Raw genomic sequence first — 16,099 nt, 5'->3', positions numbered from 1 at the left:
TGTCACGCTGTCTGACGTCGCGCCGGCACGCCTCATCCGAGCGCCTCCGGCGCCCACCTTCTCCCGCAAGGGGAGAAGGATATGAGCTAACTCGACAGGAAGGCCTTCAGCGCCGCCGGCTTGACCGGTTTGGGCAGCAGGGTCGCGCCGGCCGCCGCGGCCGTTTCCTTCAGACCCTCGCGGGTGTCGGCGGTGACGAGGGCGATGCGGCGCAACCCGCGCGCTTGCAGGGCGTCCACGACCGTCAGCCCGTCCGCCCCGTCGCCCAGATGCAGGTCGATCAGGGCGGCGTCGAACGGCCCCTTGGCCGCCACGCCCTCCGCCGCCGTCAGCGCCGTGGTCGCCTGCGCGCCCCAGCGGGTCAGCAGCGCCGTCAGGGCGTCGAGGATGGCGGGCTCGTTGTCCACGCACAGCACCCGCAGGCCCGCCAGCGGCAGGCGGACGTCGCTCTCGGCTGGTGCGGCGACCACGACCCGCGCGGCGGCGCGCGGCGCGCTGACGCGGAAGGTCGTGCCGCGTCCGACCCGCGAGGCCATCGACAGCGGATGGCGCAGCAGGTCCGACAGCTTCTGCACGATGGCCAGACCCAGACCCGCGCCGGGTTCGTCCACCGGGGCGCCGGGCAGGCGCACGAACTCGCCGAAAACGCTTTCGCGATCGGCATCGGGGATGCCGCGTCCGGTGTCGCAGACCAGCATCTGCACCGTCTCGCCGTCGCGCCGCGCGCCGACCAGAACCCGGCCCCGGTCGGTGTAGCGGATGGCGTTGCCGACCAGGTTCTGAAGCATGGAGCGCAGCAGGTCGTGGTCTGACGAAACCCACAGACCCGATGGCGCCACCGTCAGCCGCAGCCACTTGGCCCGGGCCATGGGCGCGAACTCGCGGCTCAGCTCGGCGAACAGGGCGTCCAGCGACAGGGGGGCCACGGCGGGCTGAACCCCGCCCGCCTCCAGCTTGGACAGGTTGAGCAGCGCCGTCAGCAGGCGGTGGGCGCTGTCGATGGAGCGGTCGGCGTTCGCAGCCAGCCCGCGCGCGGCGGACCTGGGCGCCAGGGCCGGCTCCTCCTTCAACGCGGCGATGAACAGGCGGGCGGCGTGCAGCGGCTGCAACAGGTCGTGGCTGGCGGCGGCGAGGAAGCGGGTCTTGGAGGCCGTGGCGTCCTCGGCCAGACGGCGGGCCTCCTCCAGCCGCTCGGTGCGGTCGGCGACGCGGGCCTCCAGCCGCTCGTTGGCCTCCTCCAGATCGCGGGCGGCGCGGCGCAGGGCGGTGATGTCGGTATAGCTGGTGGCGTAGCCGCCGCCGGGGATGGGCGCGCCAGATGACCGCAGAATCCGGCCGTCGGGCTGTTCGCGCTCGTGGTCGTGCGGGATGCGGCGAGCCAGGGCCTCCAGCCGCCGCTCGACCCAGGCCTCGATGTCGCCGGCGCCGGCGCCGGCGTCGCTTTCGCCGCGCTCGGCGTTCAGGCGATAGACGGCGGCGATGGGCAGGCCGACGTGGATGAAGCCCGGGGGCAGGCCGAACATCTCGACATAGCGCCGGTTCCAGGCGGTCAGGCGCAGGTCCTCGTCCACGACGCTGACGCCCTGATCGATGTTGTCCAGCGTGGTCTGCAGCAGGTCGCGGTTGAACTGGACCGCCTGCGAGGCCTCGTCGAGCATCCGCACCACGTCCTCGGGCGCGCGGCCCCCGGCGGCCAGGGCGGCGGCGATGACGCGCCGGGCCGAGGCGGCGCCGACCGCCCCCGCCAGCATGCGTTCGGCGGCACGGGCCAGGCCGGCGTCGGCGGGGTCGGCGTCGCGCAGCTTGATCTCGGTCTCGCGCGCCCAGGCGGCGAAGGCGCGCTCGGCCCGTTCGTCGCCGATGAAGCGGGCGACGAGAGCCTTCAGGTCGCCGACCGAGGCCCCGGCCAAGCCGCCGCGTCCCTCCATCCAGTCGGGCCCCAGACGGTCGACGAAGGCGCGGGCCTGAACCCGGTCGATCAGGCGCGGCGTGCCCAGCTTCGACACCAGAACAAAGACGCCGAGGTTCAGCGCCAGACTGAGGAAGACCCCCGCGGCGAACGGATCGCTCAACCCGATCATGGCCGGGACGTTCAGGCCGAAGCCGGGCGCCAACTGCGGCGCCGCCAGCATGACCAGCCAGACCGCCATGCCGACGCTTAAGCCCGCCAGCGCCCCCCGCGCCCGCCCGCCGCGCCACAGCACCGCGCCGAACAGGGCGGGGGCCAGTTGGGCCAGGGCGGCGAAGGACACCAGCCCCATGGCCGCCAGACCGCTGGATTGGTCCATGGCCTGATAATAGACCCAGGCCATCAGCAGCAGGGCCACGATGGCCACGCGGCGGATGTTGAGGATGGTGCGCGCCATGTCTCCCGAGCGCTCGCCGCGTTTGCGGCGTTCGGCGGCCAGCAACGGCAGGATCAGGTTGTTGGACACCATGGCCGACAGGGCCACGGCCTCGACGATGACCATGGCGGTCGCCGCCGAAAAGCCGCCGACGAAGACGATCGCCGTCAGGGCTGGCTGGCCGGCGTTCAGCGGCAGGGCCAGCACCAGCAGGTCGGGATTGACGTGGGGCGCGAACAGGCCACCCGCCGCCACCAGAGGCAGGACCGCCAGACTGGTCAGCAGCAGATAGAGGGGAAAGATCCAGCGCGCGCGCCGCACCTGGGCCGGGTCGCCGCCCTCGACAAAGGCGACGTGGAACTGACGCGGCAGGCAGAAGATGGCCAGGGTCGCCACCAGGACGATGGCCCAGAACCGGCTGTCCAGATCGGGTCCGCGCGCCAGATCGCCGAGGCTGGCGGTCACGGCGGCCGAGGCCGGGGCGTGGCGCAGCAGCATCAGGGCGAAGACGGCGACGGCCAGCAGGGCCGCCAGCTTGACGATGGACTCGATGCCGATGGCCTGGATCAGGCCGCGGTTGTGCTCGGTCAGGTCGGGACGACGCGCCCCGAACAGGATGGCGAACCCGGCCAGAACCCCGGCCATCACCAGAACCGTCAGGCTCTCGGAGCCTGCGACGGGCGTCCCGGCGGTGATCATCTCGCCCGCCATCGACAGGGATTTCAGCTGTAGCGCGATGTAGGGCAGGGAGCCCAGGATGGCGACGACGGCCACCGCCGCGCCCAGGGCCGGGCTCTTGCCGTAGCGCGATGAGATGAAGTCGGCCATCGAGCCGACGTTCTCGCGCCGGGCCGCCGCCGCGATCCGCTTCCACAGCGGGAACAGCACCGTCACGCCCAGCGCCGGGCCCACATAGATGGGCAGGTATTCCCAGGCCGACCGCGCCGCCGTCCCCACCGCCCCGTAATAGGTCCAGGAGGTGCAGTAGATGGCCAGCGACAGGGCATAGAGCGACGGCCCCAGCGCCCCGCCGCGCGTCTTGATCGACGGGCGCTCGTACCACCAGGCGACCGCGAACAGGGTCGCCATATAGGCGGCCACCAGGGCCAGGGTCGCGAGGCTGAACATGACCGGCATCTGGGACGGAGCGGGGCCTTGGGACAAGGATGAAATGGGGACTGACACCAGTATTCCCGCTCATCCCGGCGGACGCCGGGATCCAGTAAGAGCCGTAGTCGCCACGGGAGAAATGGCGCTCTATGCAGCCAAAGCACTGGATCCCGGCGTCCGCCGGGATGAGCGGTTGGGAGTAGCTCTTGAGGGAAAAGACAAAGGGCGGCCCGGTGAACCGGACCGCCCCCGCAGCTTGGCGAAGGTTGCGGCTTACGCGTTCAGATCGACGTCCTTGCCTTCCTTGACCAGCAGGAAGCCCAGCACGACCGTCGCGAGCGCCACCACGATCGGATACCAGAGGCCGTAGTAGATATTGCCCGTGGCCGCGACCATGGCGAAGGCGGTGGTCGGCAGGAAGCCGCCGAACCAGCCGTTGCCGATGTGATAGGGCAGGGACATCGAGGTGTAGCGGATCCGGGTCGGGAACATCTCGACCAAGGCCGCCGCGATCGGCCCGTAGACCATGGTCACGTAGAAGCCGAGGATGAAGAGGATCAGCACCACCATCGGCTTGTTGACCAGGGCGCTGTCGGCCTTGGCGGGATAGCCGGCGGTGGTCAGGGCCTCGCCCAGGCCCGCTTCCCAGGTCTTCTTCCGGGCGGCGAAGTCGGCCGTCGTCATGGCGTCGCCGCGGAAGCTGGTGACGACCGCCTGATCGCCGATGCGGACCTCGGCCACCGTCCCGGCGGGCGCGGCGACATTGGTGTAGGTCACGCCGGCCTTGGCCAGATAGGACTTGGCCAGGTCGCAGGAGTGGTTGAACACCGTCTTGCCCACGGGGTCGAACTGCAGGTGGCAGTCGGCGGGATCGGCATAGACCGTGACCGGGGCCGAGGCCGCCGCCGCCGCCAGACGCGGGTTGGCCGCTTCGGTCAGCGCGTTGAACAGCGGGAAGTAGGTGGCGGCGGCCAGCAGGCAGCCGGCCAGGATGATCGGCTTGCGCCCCACCTTGTCCGACAGCCAGCCCCAGAAGATGAAGAAGGGCGAGGCCAGCAGCAGGGCGACGGCCAGCATGACGTAGACCAGAGAGGCGTCGACCCGCAGCACTCGCTCCAGGAAGAACAGGGCGTAGAACTGACCCGTGTACCAGATGACCGCCTGGCCGGCGGTCAGACCGACCAACGCGATCAGCACCAGCTTCAGGTTCGGCCACTTGGCGAAGCTGTCCTTCAGCGGGGTGGTCGAGCCCTTGCCTTCGGCCTTCATCTTCTTGAACGAGGGGCTCTCGGCCAGCTTCAGGCGAATCCACAGCGACACGCCCAGCAGCAGGATCGAGACCAGGAAGGGAATGCGCCAGCCCCACTGGATGAAGGCGTCCTCGCCGACGGCGAAGCGCACGCCCAGGATGACGGCCAGGCTGAGCACCAGGCCCGCCGTCGCCGTGATCTGGATGAAGGAGGTGTAGAAGCCGCGCTTGCCGTGCGGGGCGTGCTCGGCGACGTAGGTGGCGGCGCCGCCGTATTCACCGCCGAGCGCCAGACCCTGGATCAGGCGCATGACGACGAGGATGATCGGCGCGGCGATGCCGATGGCCGCATAGGGCGGCAAGAGGCCGACCACGAAGGTCGACAGGCCCATCAGCAGCATGGTGACGAGGAAGGTGTTCTTGCGCCCCCACAGGTCGCCCAGCCGCCCGAAGACGATGGCCCCGAAGGGCCGGACGGCAAAACCTGCGGCGAAGGCCATCAGGGCGAAGATGTAGCCGGTGGTCTCGTTCACGCCCGAGAAGAACTGGGTGGTGATGATCGCGGCCAGCGAGCCGTAGAGATAGAAGTCGTACCATTCGATGACGGTGCCGACGGACGACGCCAGAATCACCAGTCGATCATTGCGATCGACGGTGTGTTCCACGCCCTCCGCCGCATCCATGGTGCGGTCGGTCATGGGCAGTCCCTTCCTGTCTGGCCGCGTTTCGCGACCGTTCCCCGCGATCCTGTGCCGGATCGTCGGAGGGGAGAGTGACAGCCGGGCGGAGGATTTGAAGAGGCGACTTTGGTCGAACGCCGCAACGCTTAACGGCCGGCGGCGAGGTCCGTCAGAATGGGGCAGTCCGGGCGTTCGTCGCCGGCGCAGGCGCGGGCCAGATCGCGCAAGGCGTCGGCCATGGCCTGCATTTCAGCGATGCGCGCGTCCAGCGCCGCGACATGCTGGTCGGCCAGCGCCTTGACCTCGCGGCTGGGCCGCTGGCCGTCGCGCCACAGCGACAGCAGCCGGGTGATCTCCTCGACAGAGAAACCCAGCCCCCGGGCGCGGCGGATGAAGCGCAGGTCGTTGACGTCGCGCTCCGAGAAGTCGCGATAATTGCTGTCGGTCCGCGCCGCCGGCCGGATCAGGCCGACGGACTCGTAATAGCGGATCATCTTGGCCGAGACGCCGGTGGCGCTGGAGGCCTGACCGATGTTCATGACTTGGCTCCGTCGATCGGGGCGGCGATCAGGGATTTGAAGCCGCGCAGGCGCAGGGCGTTGGTCAGGACGCTGACGCTGGACAGGGCCATGGCCCCCGCCGCCAGCATGGGCGACAGCAGCAGGCCGAAGGCCGGATACAGCACCCCCGCCGCCACCGGGATCAGCACGACATTGTAGCCGAAGGCCCAGATCAGGTTCTCGGTGATGTTGCGCATGGTCGCGCGCGACAGGCCCACCGCGTTGACCACGCCGCGCAGGTCGCCGCCGGTCAGCACCACGTCGGCGCTTTCGATGGCCACGTCGGCGCCGTGGCCGACGGCCAGGCCCACGTCCGCCGCCGCCAGGGCCGGGGCGTCGTTGACCCCGTCGCCGACGAAGGCGACGCGGCGGCCGCCCTGACGCAGCCCCTCGATCACCGCGACCTTGCCGTCCGGCAGGACCTCGGCGCGCACCTCGTCGATGCCCAGGCGGCGGGCGACGGCCTCGGCGGTGCGGCGGTTGTCGCCGCTGATCATCGCCGTCTTCAGGCCCAGGGCGTGCAGGGCCTGGATGGCGGCGGCGCTGGTCGGCTTGATCGGGTCGGCCACGGCGATGATGGCTGCCAGCCGCCCGTCGACGGCGGCGTAGAGCGGCGTCTTGCCCTCGTCGCCCAGCCGCGCGGCGGTTTCGGCGAACAGGGCCGGATCGAGGCCGAGATCGCGCATGTAGCGGTCGGCGCCGACCTGAACCGTGCGGCCGCCGACGACGCCTTCCGCGCCCATGCCGGGGGCCGAGCCGAAGCGGTCGGGCGCGATGACGGCCAGGCCGCGCGCCTCGGCCGCCTTGATCAGGGCCTGGCCGATGGGGTGCTCCGACCGGGTCTCGACGGCGGCGACCAGGGCCAGGACCTCGGCCTCGTCGAAGCCCTCGGCGGTCTCCAAATCGGTCAGTTCGGGACGGCCCAGGGTCAGGGTGCCGGTCTTGTCGAAGGCGATCACTTGGACCCCCTTCAGGGCCTGCAGCGCCTCGCCCTTGCGGAACAGGACGCCCAGTTCGGCGGCGCGGCCGGTGCCGACCATGATCGAGGTCGGCGTGGCCAGGCCCATGGCGCAGGGGCAGGCGATGATCAGCACGGCCACCGCATTGACCAGGGCCATGCCCAGCGCCGGCTGCGGCCCGAAGACCAGCCAGACGACGAAGGTCAGGACGGCGGCGGCGATCACGGCGGGGACGAACCAGCCGGTGATCTGATCGACCCGCGCCTGGATCGGCAGCTTGGCGCCCTGCGCCGCCTCGACCATGCGCACGATCTGGGCCAGCACCGTGTCGGCCCCGACCTTCTCGGCGCGGAAGCGAAAGGCGCCCGTGGTGTTGATCGAGCCGCCGACCACATCTGCCCCGATGGTCTTTTCCACCGGGATCGGCTCGCCCGTCAGCAGGGATTCGTCGATAAAGGAGGCACCGTCCACTACCACGCCGTCGACCGGCACGCGCTCGCCGGGACGCACGGAGACGACATCGCCGGGGCGGACCTCGGCGATGGGCAGTTCGACTTCCACGCCGTCGCGTTCGACGCGGGCGGTCTTGGCCTGCAGGGCCATCAGCCGGCGAATGGCCTGGCTGGTGCGGCCCTTGGCCCTGGCCTCGAACCAGCGGCCGATCAGGATCAGGGTGACGATCACCGCCGCCGCCTCGAAATAGACGTTGGCCGTGCCGGCGGGCAGGACCTGCGGCGCGAAGGTCGCCACGGTCGAGAAGGCCCAGGCCGCCGTGGCACCCAGCACCACCAGGGCGTTCATCTCCGGCGTCAGTCGGATCAGATTGGGCACGCCGCTGCGGAAGAAGCGCAGGCCCGGCCCGAACAGGACGAGGCTGGCCAGGACGAAGCTGATGATGCGCCACGGCGTCTGGCCGATGGCGCTGTTCAGCCAGTGGTGCATGCCGGGGACGACATGCGACCCCATCTCGATGACAAACAGCGGAAGGGTGGCGACGGCGGCGACGGCGACAGCCCGGCCCAGGCCGCGCAGTTCAGCGGCGCGGGCGGCCTGTTCGCGGTCCTGGGCGTCGGCGTCGGGCGCGCCGACCGGCTCGGCGGCGTAGCCGGCGGCCTTAACGGCGGCGATGAGGGCGGCCTGATCGGTCGCGCCGTCGATCATGCGGATCGCGGCCCGCTCCGTCGCCAGGTTGACGGTCGCGTCCAGCACGCCGGGCGCGGCCTTCAGCGCGCGTTCGACCCGACCGACGCAGCTGGCGCAGGTCATGCCGGCGATCTTCAATTCGACGCTGTGTTCGGCGGGCTCATAGCCCGAGGCGCGGATGGCCTCGGCCGCCGCGGTCGCCGCGCCGTCGCCCGTCAGCGTCACCCGGGCGCGGCCCGAGGCCAGGTTGACCGAGGCGTCGCTGACGCCCGGCGCCGCCTTCAGGGCGCGCTCGACGCGGCCGACGCAACTGGCGCAGCTCATGCCGCGCACAGGGATTTCAACGATACGGTCGGACGGGGCGGTCATGGCCGAAACTCCTCAACTCACCAAGATCCTGTCCCTTATGAAGGTTCCTATGATGGGAAGGTCAAGGCGTTGAATTCGGGGCCGCGCGCCGTTTCAGTGTTGTCGCAGCGGGCGACAGGGATCAAATGGAGGTCTGACGTCGCCATCCGGCGGCCTGGCGCGAGAGGACATCAATGGCCCGTAAGCCCAACTACAGTTTCGAACGGCAAGAGCGCGAGCGCGCCGACGCCAAGAAGGCCGAGGCCAAGGCGGCCGCGAAGGCCGCCAAGCGCGCCGAGGCCGCAGCGGCCAAGGCTGGCGAGACCGGCGCCTCGGGGGACCAGTTCGAGGACTGACGGCTCTGTCGTGACTGCGGGCTCTACAGGCCCATGCAGATATATTTCAGCTCGAGGTAGTCCTCGATGCCGTGGCTTGAGCCTTCGCGACCCAGGCCGGATTGCTTGATCCCGCCGAAGGGCGCGACCGCGGTGGAGATCAGGCCGGTGTTGACGCCGATCATGCCGGTCTCCATCGCCTCGGCCACGCGCCAGACCCGGCCCATGTCGCGCGCGTAGAAATAGCCGGCCAGCCCGAACTCGGTGGCGTTGGCCAGTTTCAGCGCCTCGTCTTCCGTCTCGAAGCGGACGACGGGCGCGACGGGGCCGAAGGTCTCCTCCTGGCAGATCAGCATGTCGGACGTGACGCCTGACAGCACGGTCGGCTGGAAGAAGGTGCCGCCCAGGGCGTGGCGTTTCCCGCCGGTCACGACCGTCGCCCCCTTGGCTGTGGCGTCGGCCATATGCTCCTCGACCTTCTTCACCGCCTTGGCGTCGATCAGCGGGCCGATCTGGACGCCGTCCTCCAGCCCGTTGCCGACCTTCAGCGCCTCGGTCGCCTGGGCCAGCTTGGCGACGAATTCGTCGTGGACCGACGACTGGACATAGAAGCGGTTGGTGCAGACGCAGGTCTGGCCGCTGTTCCTGAACTTGGACGCCACGGCGCCGGCCACCGCCGCGTCGATGTCGGCGTCGTCGAAGACCAGGAAGGGGGCGTTGCCGCCCAGCTCCAGGCTCAGTTTCTTGATGGTATCGGCCGACTGCCGCATCAGGGTGCGGCCGATTTCCGTCGACCCCGTGAAGCTGATCTTGCGCACCGTCGGATTGGAGGTCAGTTCGCCGCCGATCTCCGAGGCCGAGCCGGTCAGGACGTTGAACAGCCCCTTGGGCAGGCCCGCCTCCTCGGCCAGGACCGCGAGCGCCAGCGCCGACAGCGGCGTCTGGCTGGCCGGTTTCAGCACCACGGCGCAGCCAGCGGCCAGGGCCGGGCCGACCTTGCGGGTGATCATGGCGGCGGGGAAGTTCCACGGCGTGATGGCCCCGACCACCCCGACCGGCTGGCGGATGGCGACCAGCCGCTTGCCCGCGTCATGGGTCGGGATGACCTCGCCATAGGTGCGCTTTCCCTCCTCGGCGAACCACTCGATGAAGCTGGCGGCGTAGGCGATCTCGCCCTTCGCCTCGGTCAGGCTCTTGCCCTGTTCGCGGGTCAGCAGACGGCCCAGCCCCTCCTGCTCCTGCATCATCAGATCGAACCAGCGGCGCAGGATTCGGGCGCGCTCGCCCGCGGTCTTCGCAGCCCAGGGTTTTCTGGCGGTTTCGGCGGCGGCGATGGCGCGGCGGGTCTCGGCGGCGCCCATGCGCGGCACGACGCCCAGGGTCTCGCCGGTCGCCGGGTCCGTCACCGCGAAGGTCGCCCCGTCGTCCGCCCCGACCCAGGCCCCGTCCACATAGGCCAAGCTGCGGATCAGGCGGTCGTCGGCGGAAACGGTCATCGGGCGAGGCTCCAGGCGGATCGAGCCTTCATAACGTCCCCGAACCCGCGCGGCTGCAAGCCCCTTGCTCAGGGCACGGGATCGGCCTCGGGATCAGGCCAGCATCAGTCCCATGCGGACCAGGGCGGACAGACTGTCGGCCTCCATCTTGGTCATGACCTTGGCGCGGAAGACCTCGACGGTGCGCGGACTGATGTCCAGCGCCAGGGCGATCTCCTTGTTGGAGGCTCCCTGGATCAGGGCGTCGAACACCTGACGCTCGCGCGGGGTCAGTCGCGCCAGGCGGACCAGGGTCGCGGCTCTGGCGTCGTGGCTCTGGCGGAGATCCGAAAGCCGGGCCAGGCAGCCGCGCACGGTCTCGATCAGTCGCTGCGGGTCGAACGGCTTTTCGATGAAGTCGACGATGCCCGCCTTCATCATCTGCACCACCATGGGCACGTCGGCGTGGCCGGTGATGACGATGACCGGCCAGGCTGTTCCGCGCTCCCGGGTGATGCGTCGCACCACTTCGACGCCGTCCATGTCGGGCATGCGCATGTCGGTGATGACGCAGGCGGTGGCGTCGTCGGGCAAGGCGGCGAAGAAGTCGGCGCCGCTGGCGAAGCCGCGCGCACGGATGTTCTCGCTGCGCAACAGGACCAGCAGGGAGTCTCGGACGGCCGCGTCGTCGTCGATGATGAATACGGAGTGCTGGATCATAGGGAGTCGCTCGCCGCTTCGCGGAGCAGGTTGAAGGAGAAGGCGGCGCCTCCCATCGGGCTTCGGGCGACGGACAGACGCCCCCCGTGGCTTTCGACGATGGTGCGGGTCACGCACAGGCCCAGGCCCATGCCGCCCGTCTTGGTGGTGGTCATCGGCTGGAAGATGCGATCCACCTGATCGGCGTCGATGCCGGGGCCGTTGTCCTCGACGCTGATCGCATACTGGGTCTCGGACAGTTTACGACCGACGATGACGACCGTGGGGTCTTTGCAGGCGTTCACCGCCTCGACCGCGTTGCGGACCAGATTGACCATGGCCTGCTGGAACTGGATGCGTTCGGCGCGGACGAGGTCGTCGTCGGCCTGCAGGTCCATGCGGATGGTCACGCCCTCGCTGGCGCCGATCATGGCGAGGATGGGACCCAGGTCTTCGACCATGGAGGAGGCGCGCTCCTGGCCCAGGCTGCGGGCCTCGAGCGACAGCAGTTCGCGCATCCGGCGGATAATCTTGCCGGCGCGCAGCAACTGTCCCTTGGCCAGTTCCACCGTCCGGCCCGCGCTGTCGCCCAGGGGGCCGGCCCGCTCCATGTCGATCTGGCTGGCGTGCAGATAGGTGGCGGCGGCGCTCAGCGGCTGGTTCAGTTCGTGCGCCAGGGTCGCCGCCATCTCGCCGAGCGAGTTGAGACGCCAGACCTTGTTGAGTTGCGTATGCAGTTCGCGCGCCTGGGCGTCGGCGGCGTGCCAGCGACTGAGATCGGTCAGGCACAGGGCGATATGCTCCGGTCCCGCCACGCCGGGAATCCAGCCGTACTGGATGCTCAGGGGAAAGGCGGAACCATCGGCGCGAACCCCCTGCCAGTGGTCCTCCATGGACCCCGGGGCCGCATCGGCGCGCTCGGGGCGCGACAGGGCGGTCACGTCGAACGTCGGCACCAGGTCCGTGACGGGCCGTCCCATCATCGCCGGCTCGGTCACGCCGAACAGGCGTGCGGCGGCGGGATTGAGCCAGCACACCTGGCCGTCAGTCTCCAGCGTCATGACCGGCACGGTGGCCAGCACCGTATTCAGAAGGGCGTCCTGGGCGGCCAATTTGTGAGACAGATGCCGGGCGCGCCGCCGCAGCGCCCTTAGTCCCCAGCAGATTTCTGCTACCGTCCAGGCGACCGCAGCAAACAACACGGCGTTGCTGATCGTGTCGGTGAGGCCGTCGCGCGGCTTGAGTACGATACTGAGGGCGATGGACAGGGCGATCGCCAGGGCGACAGCAGGCCGCCGCGTCAGCAGGGCCGTAACGATGACCGCCGGCAACATCGGCAAGTAATAGAAGCTGCCGAGACCATCGAGCAGGACACGTAACGCGAGCGATCCCCCGACCGCCGCCACGGCCAGCGCCAGTCCTCCAAGTCCGCGACGCGAAATCGCATGGGCGAGACGCCGAATGTATTTCACGACCGGGTGAATACGGGTGATTCCTGACGCTGTGAGAGGGGGCAGCGAGAATTAGGCGGCGCTTCTACAGTCATGGGCCGCGCGCGGCCTTCTATACTGGAGCGACCGTTAATGCAATTTGCCGCTGAACTTGATGTTGTGGGGGCGTCGTTACTACCCGGATTGCGTGAATAAAGTCAGAAAAATGTCGGTTACTGCACGTTAACATATCGAATACCGACGTTTTGTGAACGGACTCGGCGGTTGCTCGCATGACGACGGTATGTCGGGGCGGCCTCGGGAGCAGATCTCCGGGTGCGGGTTTTTACGTAGAGGCGGATTCACAAAAATCTACGTTTGTTTAGGCAGGAAGGCCTCAGGATCACTGAGGTAGATATGCTCGTCGACCAGAGTAGCGTGGGACGCCAGAACGGCGTCGGCATCATTTTCGTCCTGGCGGCATTCGCCGGCGTCATGACGGCTGGAACCGCACAGGCGCAGACCTTTGACGCCCAGGTCGGCGTCGCCAGCGAATATATGGGCAAGGGTCTGGGCAAGAGCGCCGGCGATCCGAGCGTCAACGGCACGGTCGAAGTGTCGGGCGGCGGTTTCTACGCCAACGTCTTCGCCTCCACCGCCAAGCTGTCGCAAGGCTCGGACGCCGAGATCATCAGCGCTGTCGGCTGGCGCCCCGAGGCGGCCGGCTACAAGTTCGATTTCTCGGTCATGAACCGCGACCTGCCGGGCACGCGCGCCGGCGTCGACGCCAACTACTGGGAATATCAGGCCGACGCCTCGCGCAAGCTGGGCCCGGTCAGCACCCGCCTGCGCGTCAACTACACCCCCGACGGTTTCGCCGCGACGCGCGAAGCCTGGTGGGTCGAGCTGCAGGGCACGGTTTCGGTCGGGCCGAAGACCAGGGCCTCGGCCGCCATCGCCGACCGCACGGCCGACGGCGGCGCCGAATACGCCGCCTGGAACCTCGGCCTGAAGCACAGGCTGACCGACAAGCTGGTGCTGGATGTGCGCTGGTACGACACCGACAGCCACGCTCTGGGCGAAAACTACGACGGCCGCCTGGTGGGCGCGCTGACGTTCGCGCTCTGAGCAGACTGAACAGAAGATATTGGGGGCAAGAAGATAATGAGCATGCTGAGCGATCTGAAGATCGAGAAAAAGCTGATGGCGGCCTTCGCCGTCGTCGTCCTGGCGATCATCGCCATGGGCGTGACGGTCTTCATGCAGATCAACGCGATGGAGAGCGCGCGCATGGACCGAGCGCGAGCCTCGGCGGTGCAGCGCGAGGCCGAGACGGCGCAATACTATTTGGCGCGTCAGGAAAGCAGCTATCGCGGCTTCCTGCTGTCGAATGACGCCTACTACCTGGAGCGCCTGGCCTCGCACCGCGAGAATTTCAACAAGAGTCTGGACCGGATGAGCCAGCTGGACCGGACCAGCGCGGACGAGGTGCGCACCGTGCGCGTCGCCGCCGACGACTGGGTCAAGAACGTCGTCGAAGTCGGCCGCGGCCTGGCCGCCGAACCCGCCGGTCACGCTCAGGCTGTGGCCATGGTCGGCCGTCAGGGCGTGGCCGACAAATATATCAGCGCCGCCGAGGACGCCCTGGGCGGCTACATTGACGAGAAGGCGCAGCAGAGCCGGGTCTTCGGCGCTGCTCAGGACTCGCTCGCCACATCGGCCCGGAGCGTGTTGATCGGGGGGCTCGTTCTCGCCCTGGCCATCGCCATCGCCATGGCCGTCCTCCTGACGAACCTGCTGGGCAAGCCGCTCCTGGCCATGACCTCGGCCATGCGCCGCCTGGCTGGCGGCGACACGACGATCATCGTGCCCGCCATGGGACGCAAGGATGAAGTCGGGGCGATGGCCGCCGCCGTGACGGCCTTCAAGGACGCCGCCATCGCCAACGCGCGTCTGGAGGCCGAGGCCGCCGCCCAGCGTCAGGCGGCCGAGGAAGAGCGCGCCCGCGTCGAGGCCGAGAAGGCCAGGTCGGCCGAGGAAGACCGCGTCGCCATCACCGCCCTGGGCCAGGGCCTGACCGCCATGGCCAACGGCGACCTGACGCACCGGATGACGGTCGAGGTCGCGCCCAAGGCCGAACAGCTGAAATCCGACTTCAACACCGCCATCGCCCAGCTGGAACAGGCTGTGGCCGTGGTCGTGTCCAACGTCGCCGCCATCCGTTCGGGCGCCGGCGAGATTTCGCAGGCCTCGGACGACCTGTCGCGCCGCACCGAGCAACAGGCCGCCTCGCTGGAGGAAACCGCCGCCGCCCTGGACGAGATCACCGCCACGGTGAACCGCACCGCTGACGGCGCCCGTCAGGCATCTAGCGTGGTGCAGTCCGCCCGTGGCGACGCTGAGAAGAGCGGCGTGGTCGTCCGTGACGCTGTCGCCGCCATGAACGCCATCGAGCAGTCCTCGACCCAGATCGGCGACATCATCGGCGTGATCGACGAGATCGCCTTCCAGACCAACTTGCTGGCCCTGAACGCCGGGGTCGAGGCGGCGCGCGCGGGCGACGCCGGTCGCGGCTTCGCCGTGGTGGCCTCGGAAGTCCGGGCCCTGGCCCAGCGCTCGGCCGAAGCCGCCAAGGAGATCAAGACCCTGATCTCGGCCTCGGGCCGGCAAGTTGGCGCGGGCGTCGCCCTGGTCGGCCAGACGGGCGAGGCGCTGCAGCGCATCGTCAGCCGCGTGGCCGAGATCGACGGCCTGGTGTCGGAAATCTCCGCCTCGGCCCAGGAACAGGCCACCGGCCTGCAACAGGTCAACACCGCCGTGAACCAGATGGATCAGGTCACTCAGCAAAATGCGGCGATGGTCGAGCAATCGACCGCCGCCAGCCACTCGCTGGCCCAGGAGGCCGATTCCCTGGCCGCCTCGGTCGCCCAGTTCCGCACCACTCAGGCCGCCGCACCCGTCGTCCGCAGGCCCGCGCCGGCGGCGGCGCCCGCCCCGGTCCGCACGGCCCAGCCGGTGGCCCAGACCGTCGCCGCGCTGAAGACCGTCGGTTATGGCGGCGCGGCCCTCAAGTCAGCGCCTGTCGCCGTCGAAGACGGCTGGGAAGAGTTCTGATGTCGGTCGCCATCGCCCTTTCGACCGTGCTTGACCTGCGCGCCGCCGAGCCCCTGAAGGCGCAACTCCTGGCGGCGCGCGGCCAGGAGGTCGTTCTCGACGGCTCGGCGGTCGAGCGTCTGGGCGGCCTGTGTCTTCAGGTTCTGCTGTCGGCGATCCAGACCTGGCGCGCCGACGGCCAGGCTTTGACCTTCATCAATGTTTCCGAGGCCTTCGCCTCGCAATGGAGCGCCTTCGGCGCCTCCGCCTCCGCTCTCGCTACGCAAGGCGAACCCGCATGATCAAAACCGTTCTGACCGTCGACGATTCGCGCACCATGCGCGACATGCTGATGCTGGCGTTGAAGGACGCCGGCTACCGCGTGGTGCAGGCCGAGGACGGCGTCCACGGTCTGGAGGTGCTGCAGGCCGAACGCCCCGACATCGTCATCACCGACATCAACATGCCCCGCATGGACGGCTTCGGCTTCATCGAGGGCATGCGCGCGAACCCCGATCACAAGGCCACCCCGGTTCTGGTCCTGACCACCGAGAGCGACGCCGCCAAGAAGCAGCGCGCCCGCGAGGCCGGGGCCACCGGCTGGATCGTCAAACCCTTCGATCCGATCAAGCTGGTCGACGCCGTCCGTCGCGTCGCGGCCTGAGGACGGCAG

The 16,099-nt window shown here is 69.3% G+C and carries 12 protein-coding genes; 5 read left to right on the top strand and 7 right to left on the bottom strand.

Annotation, left to right across the window (positions count from 1 at the left end):
• Positions 1 to 86: 86 nt before the first annotated feature.
• The 4 genes from AC1DJ5_RS01345 to AC1DJ5_RS01330 all read right to left on the bottom strand — a co-directional run bounded on the left by AC1DJ5_RS01345 (position 87) and on the right by AC1DJ5_RS01330 (position 8,415).
• Complete coding sequence (locus tag AC1DJ5_RS01345) at positions 87 to 3,473, bottom strand: hybrid sensor histidine kinase/response regulator (protein WP_477019423.1); 3,387 nt, start codon at positions 3,471 to 3,473, stop codon at positions 87 to 89.
• Positions 3,474 to 3,728: 255 nt separating this feature from the next.
• Positions 3,729 to 5,402: an MFS transporter gene (locus tag AC1DJ5_RS01340; RefSeq protein ID WP_477019422.1), complete on the bottom strand. Its 1,674-nt coding sequence runs from the start codon at positions 5,400 to 5,402 to the stop codon at positions 3,729 to 3,731.
• 128 nt (positions 5,403 to 5,530) lie between these two features.
• Complete coding sequence (gene cueR / locus AC1DJ5_RS01335; RefSeq protein ID WP_477019421.1) at positions 5,531 to 5,923, bottom strand: Cu(I)-responsive transcriptional regulator; 393 nt, start codon at positions 5,921 to 5,923, stop codon at positions 5,531 to 5,533.
• On the bottom strand, positions 5,920 to 8,415 hold the full coding sequence (locus AC1DJ5_RS01330) for a heavy metal translocating P-type ATPase (RefSeq protein WP_477019420.1): 2,496 nt from the start codon (positions 8,413 to 8,415) through the stop codon (positions 5,920 to 5,922). The genes cueR and AC1DJ5_RS01330 overlap by 4 nt, the downstream gene beginning before the upstream one ends.
• A 173-nt stretch (positions 8,416 to 8,588) precedes the next feature.
• Between AC1DJ5_RS01330 and AC1DJ5_RS01325 the strand changes: the two genes are divergently transcribed.
• On the top strand, positions 8,589 to 8,750 hold the full coding sequence (locus AC1DJ5_RS01325; RefSeq protein WP_441454010.1) for a hypothetical protein: 162 nt from the start codon (positions 8,589 to 8,591) through the stop codon (positions 8,748 to 8,750).
• A gap of 23 nt (positions 8,751 to 8,773) precedes the next feature.
• Here AC1DJ5_RS01325 and AC1DJ5_RS01320 read toward each other — a convergent pair whose 3' ends face one another.
• The 3 genes from AC1DJ5_RS01320 to AC1DJ5_RS01310 form a co-directional block, all read right to left on the bottom strand.
• Positions 8,774 to 10,225, bottom strand: a complete 1,452-nt coding sequence (locus AC1DJ5_RS01320) for an NAD-dependent succinate-semialdehyde dehydrogenase (RefSeq protein WP_477019419.1) — start codon at positions 10,223 to 10,225, stop codon at positions 8,774 to 8,776.
• Between the two features lie 93 nt (positions 10,226 to 10,318).
• Complete coding sequence (locus AC1DJ5_RS01315; protein ID WP_441454006.1) at positions 10,319 to 10,924, bottom strand: response regulator transcription factor; 606 nt, start codon at positions 10,922 to 10,924, stop codon at positions 10,319 to 10,321.
• Positions 10,921 to 12,375, bottom strand: coding sequence for a two-component system sensor histidine kinase NtrB (locus AC1DJ5_RS01310; protein ID WP_477019418.1), 1,455 nt, complete (start codon positions 12,373 to 12,375; stop codon positions 10,921 to 10,923). Before AC1DJ5_RS01310 ends, AC1DJ5_RS01315 begins: the two co-directional genes overlap by 4 nt.
• Positions 12,376 to 12,750: 375 nt before the next feature.
• On the opposite strand from AC1DJ5_RS01310, the gene AC1DJ5_RS01305 reads away from it, so the two are divergent.
• From AC1DJ5_RS01305 to AC1DJ5_RS01290, 4 genes are read left to right on the top strand one after another with little or no spacing between them, the layout of a single operon-like run.
• Entirely contained in the window at positions 12,751 to 13,461 is a 711-nt protein-coding gene (locus AC1DJ5_RS01305) for a TorF family putative porin (RefSeq protein WP_441454002.1), read from the top strand.
• Positions 13,462 to 13,497: 36 nt separating this feature from the next.
• Positions 13,498 to 15,447, top strand: a complete 1,950-nt coding sequence (locus AC1DJ5_RS01300) for a methyl-accepting chemotaxis protein (protein ID WP_477019417.1) — start codon at positions 13,498 to 13,500, stop codon at positions 15,445 to 15,447.
• Entirely contained in the window at positions 15,447 to 15,728 is a 282-nt protein-coding gene (locus AC1DJ5_RS01295; RefSeq protein ID WP_441453998.1) for an STAS domain-containing protein, read from the top strand. The genes AC1DJ5_RS01300 and AC1DJ5_RS01295 overlap by 1 nt, the downstream gene beginning before the upstream one ends.
• On the top strand, positions 15,725 to 16,090 hold the full coding sequence (locus tag AC1DJ5_RS01290; protein WP_477019416.1) for a response regulator: 366 nt from the start codon (positions 15,725 to 15,727) through the stop codon (positions 16,088 to 16,090). Before AC1DJ5_RS01295 ends, AC1DJ5_RS01290 begins: the two co-directional genes overlap by 4 nt.
• The last annotated feature ends 9 nt before the right edge of the window (positions 16,091 to 16,099 follow it).

The sequence above is a fragment of the Brevundimonas sp. 01N35 genome, assembly GCF_056399785.1.
Note: the sequence above shows the minus strand (reverse complement) of the source record. Positions and strands in the feature narration are given on the sequence as shown.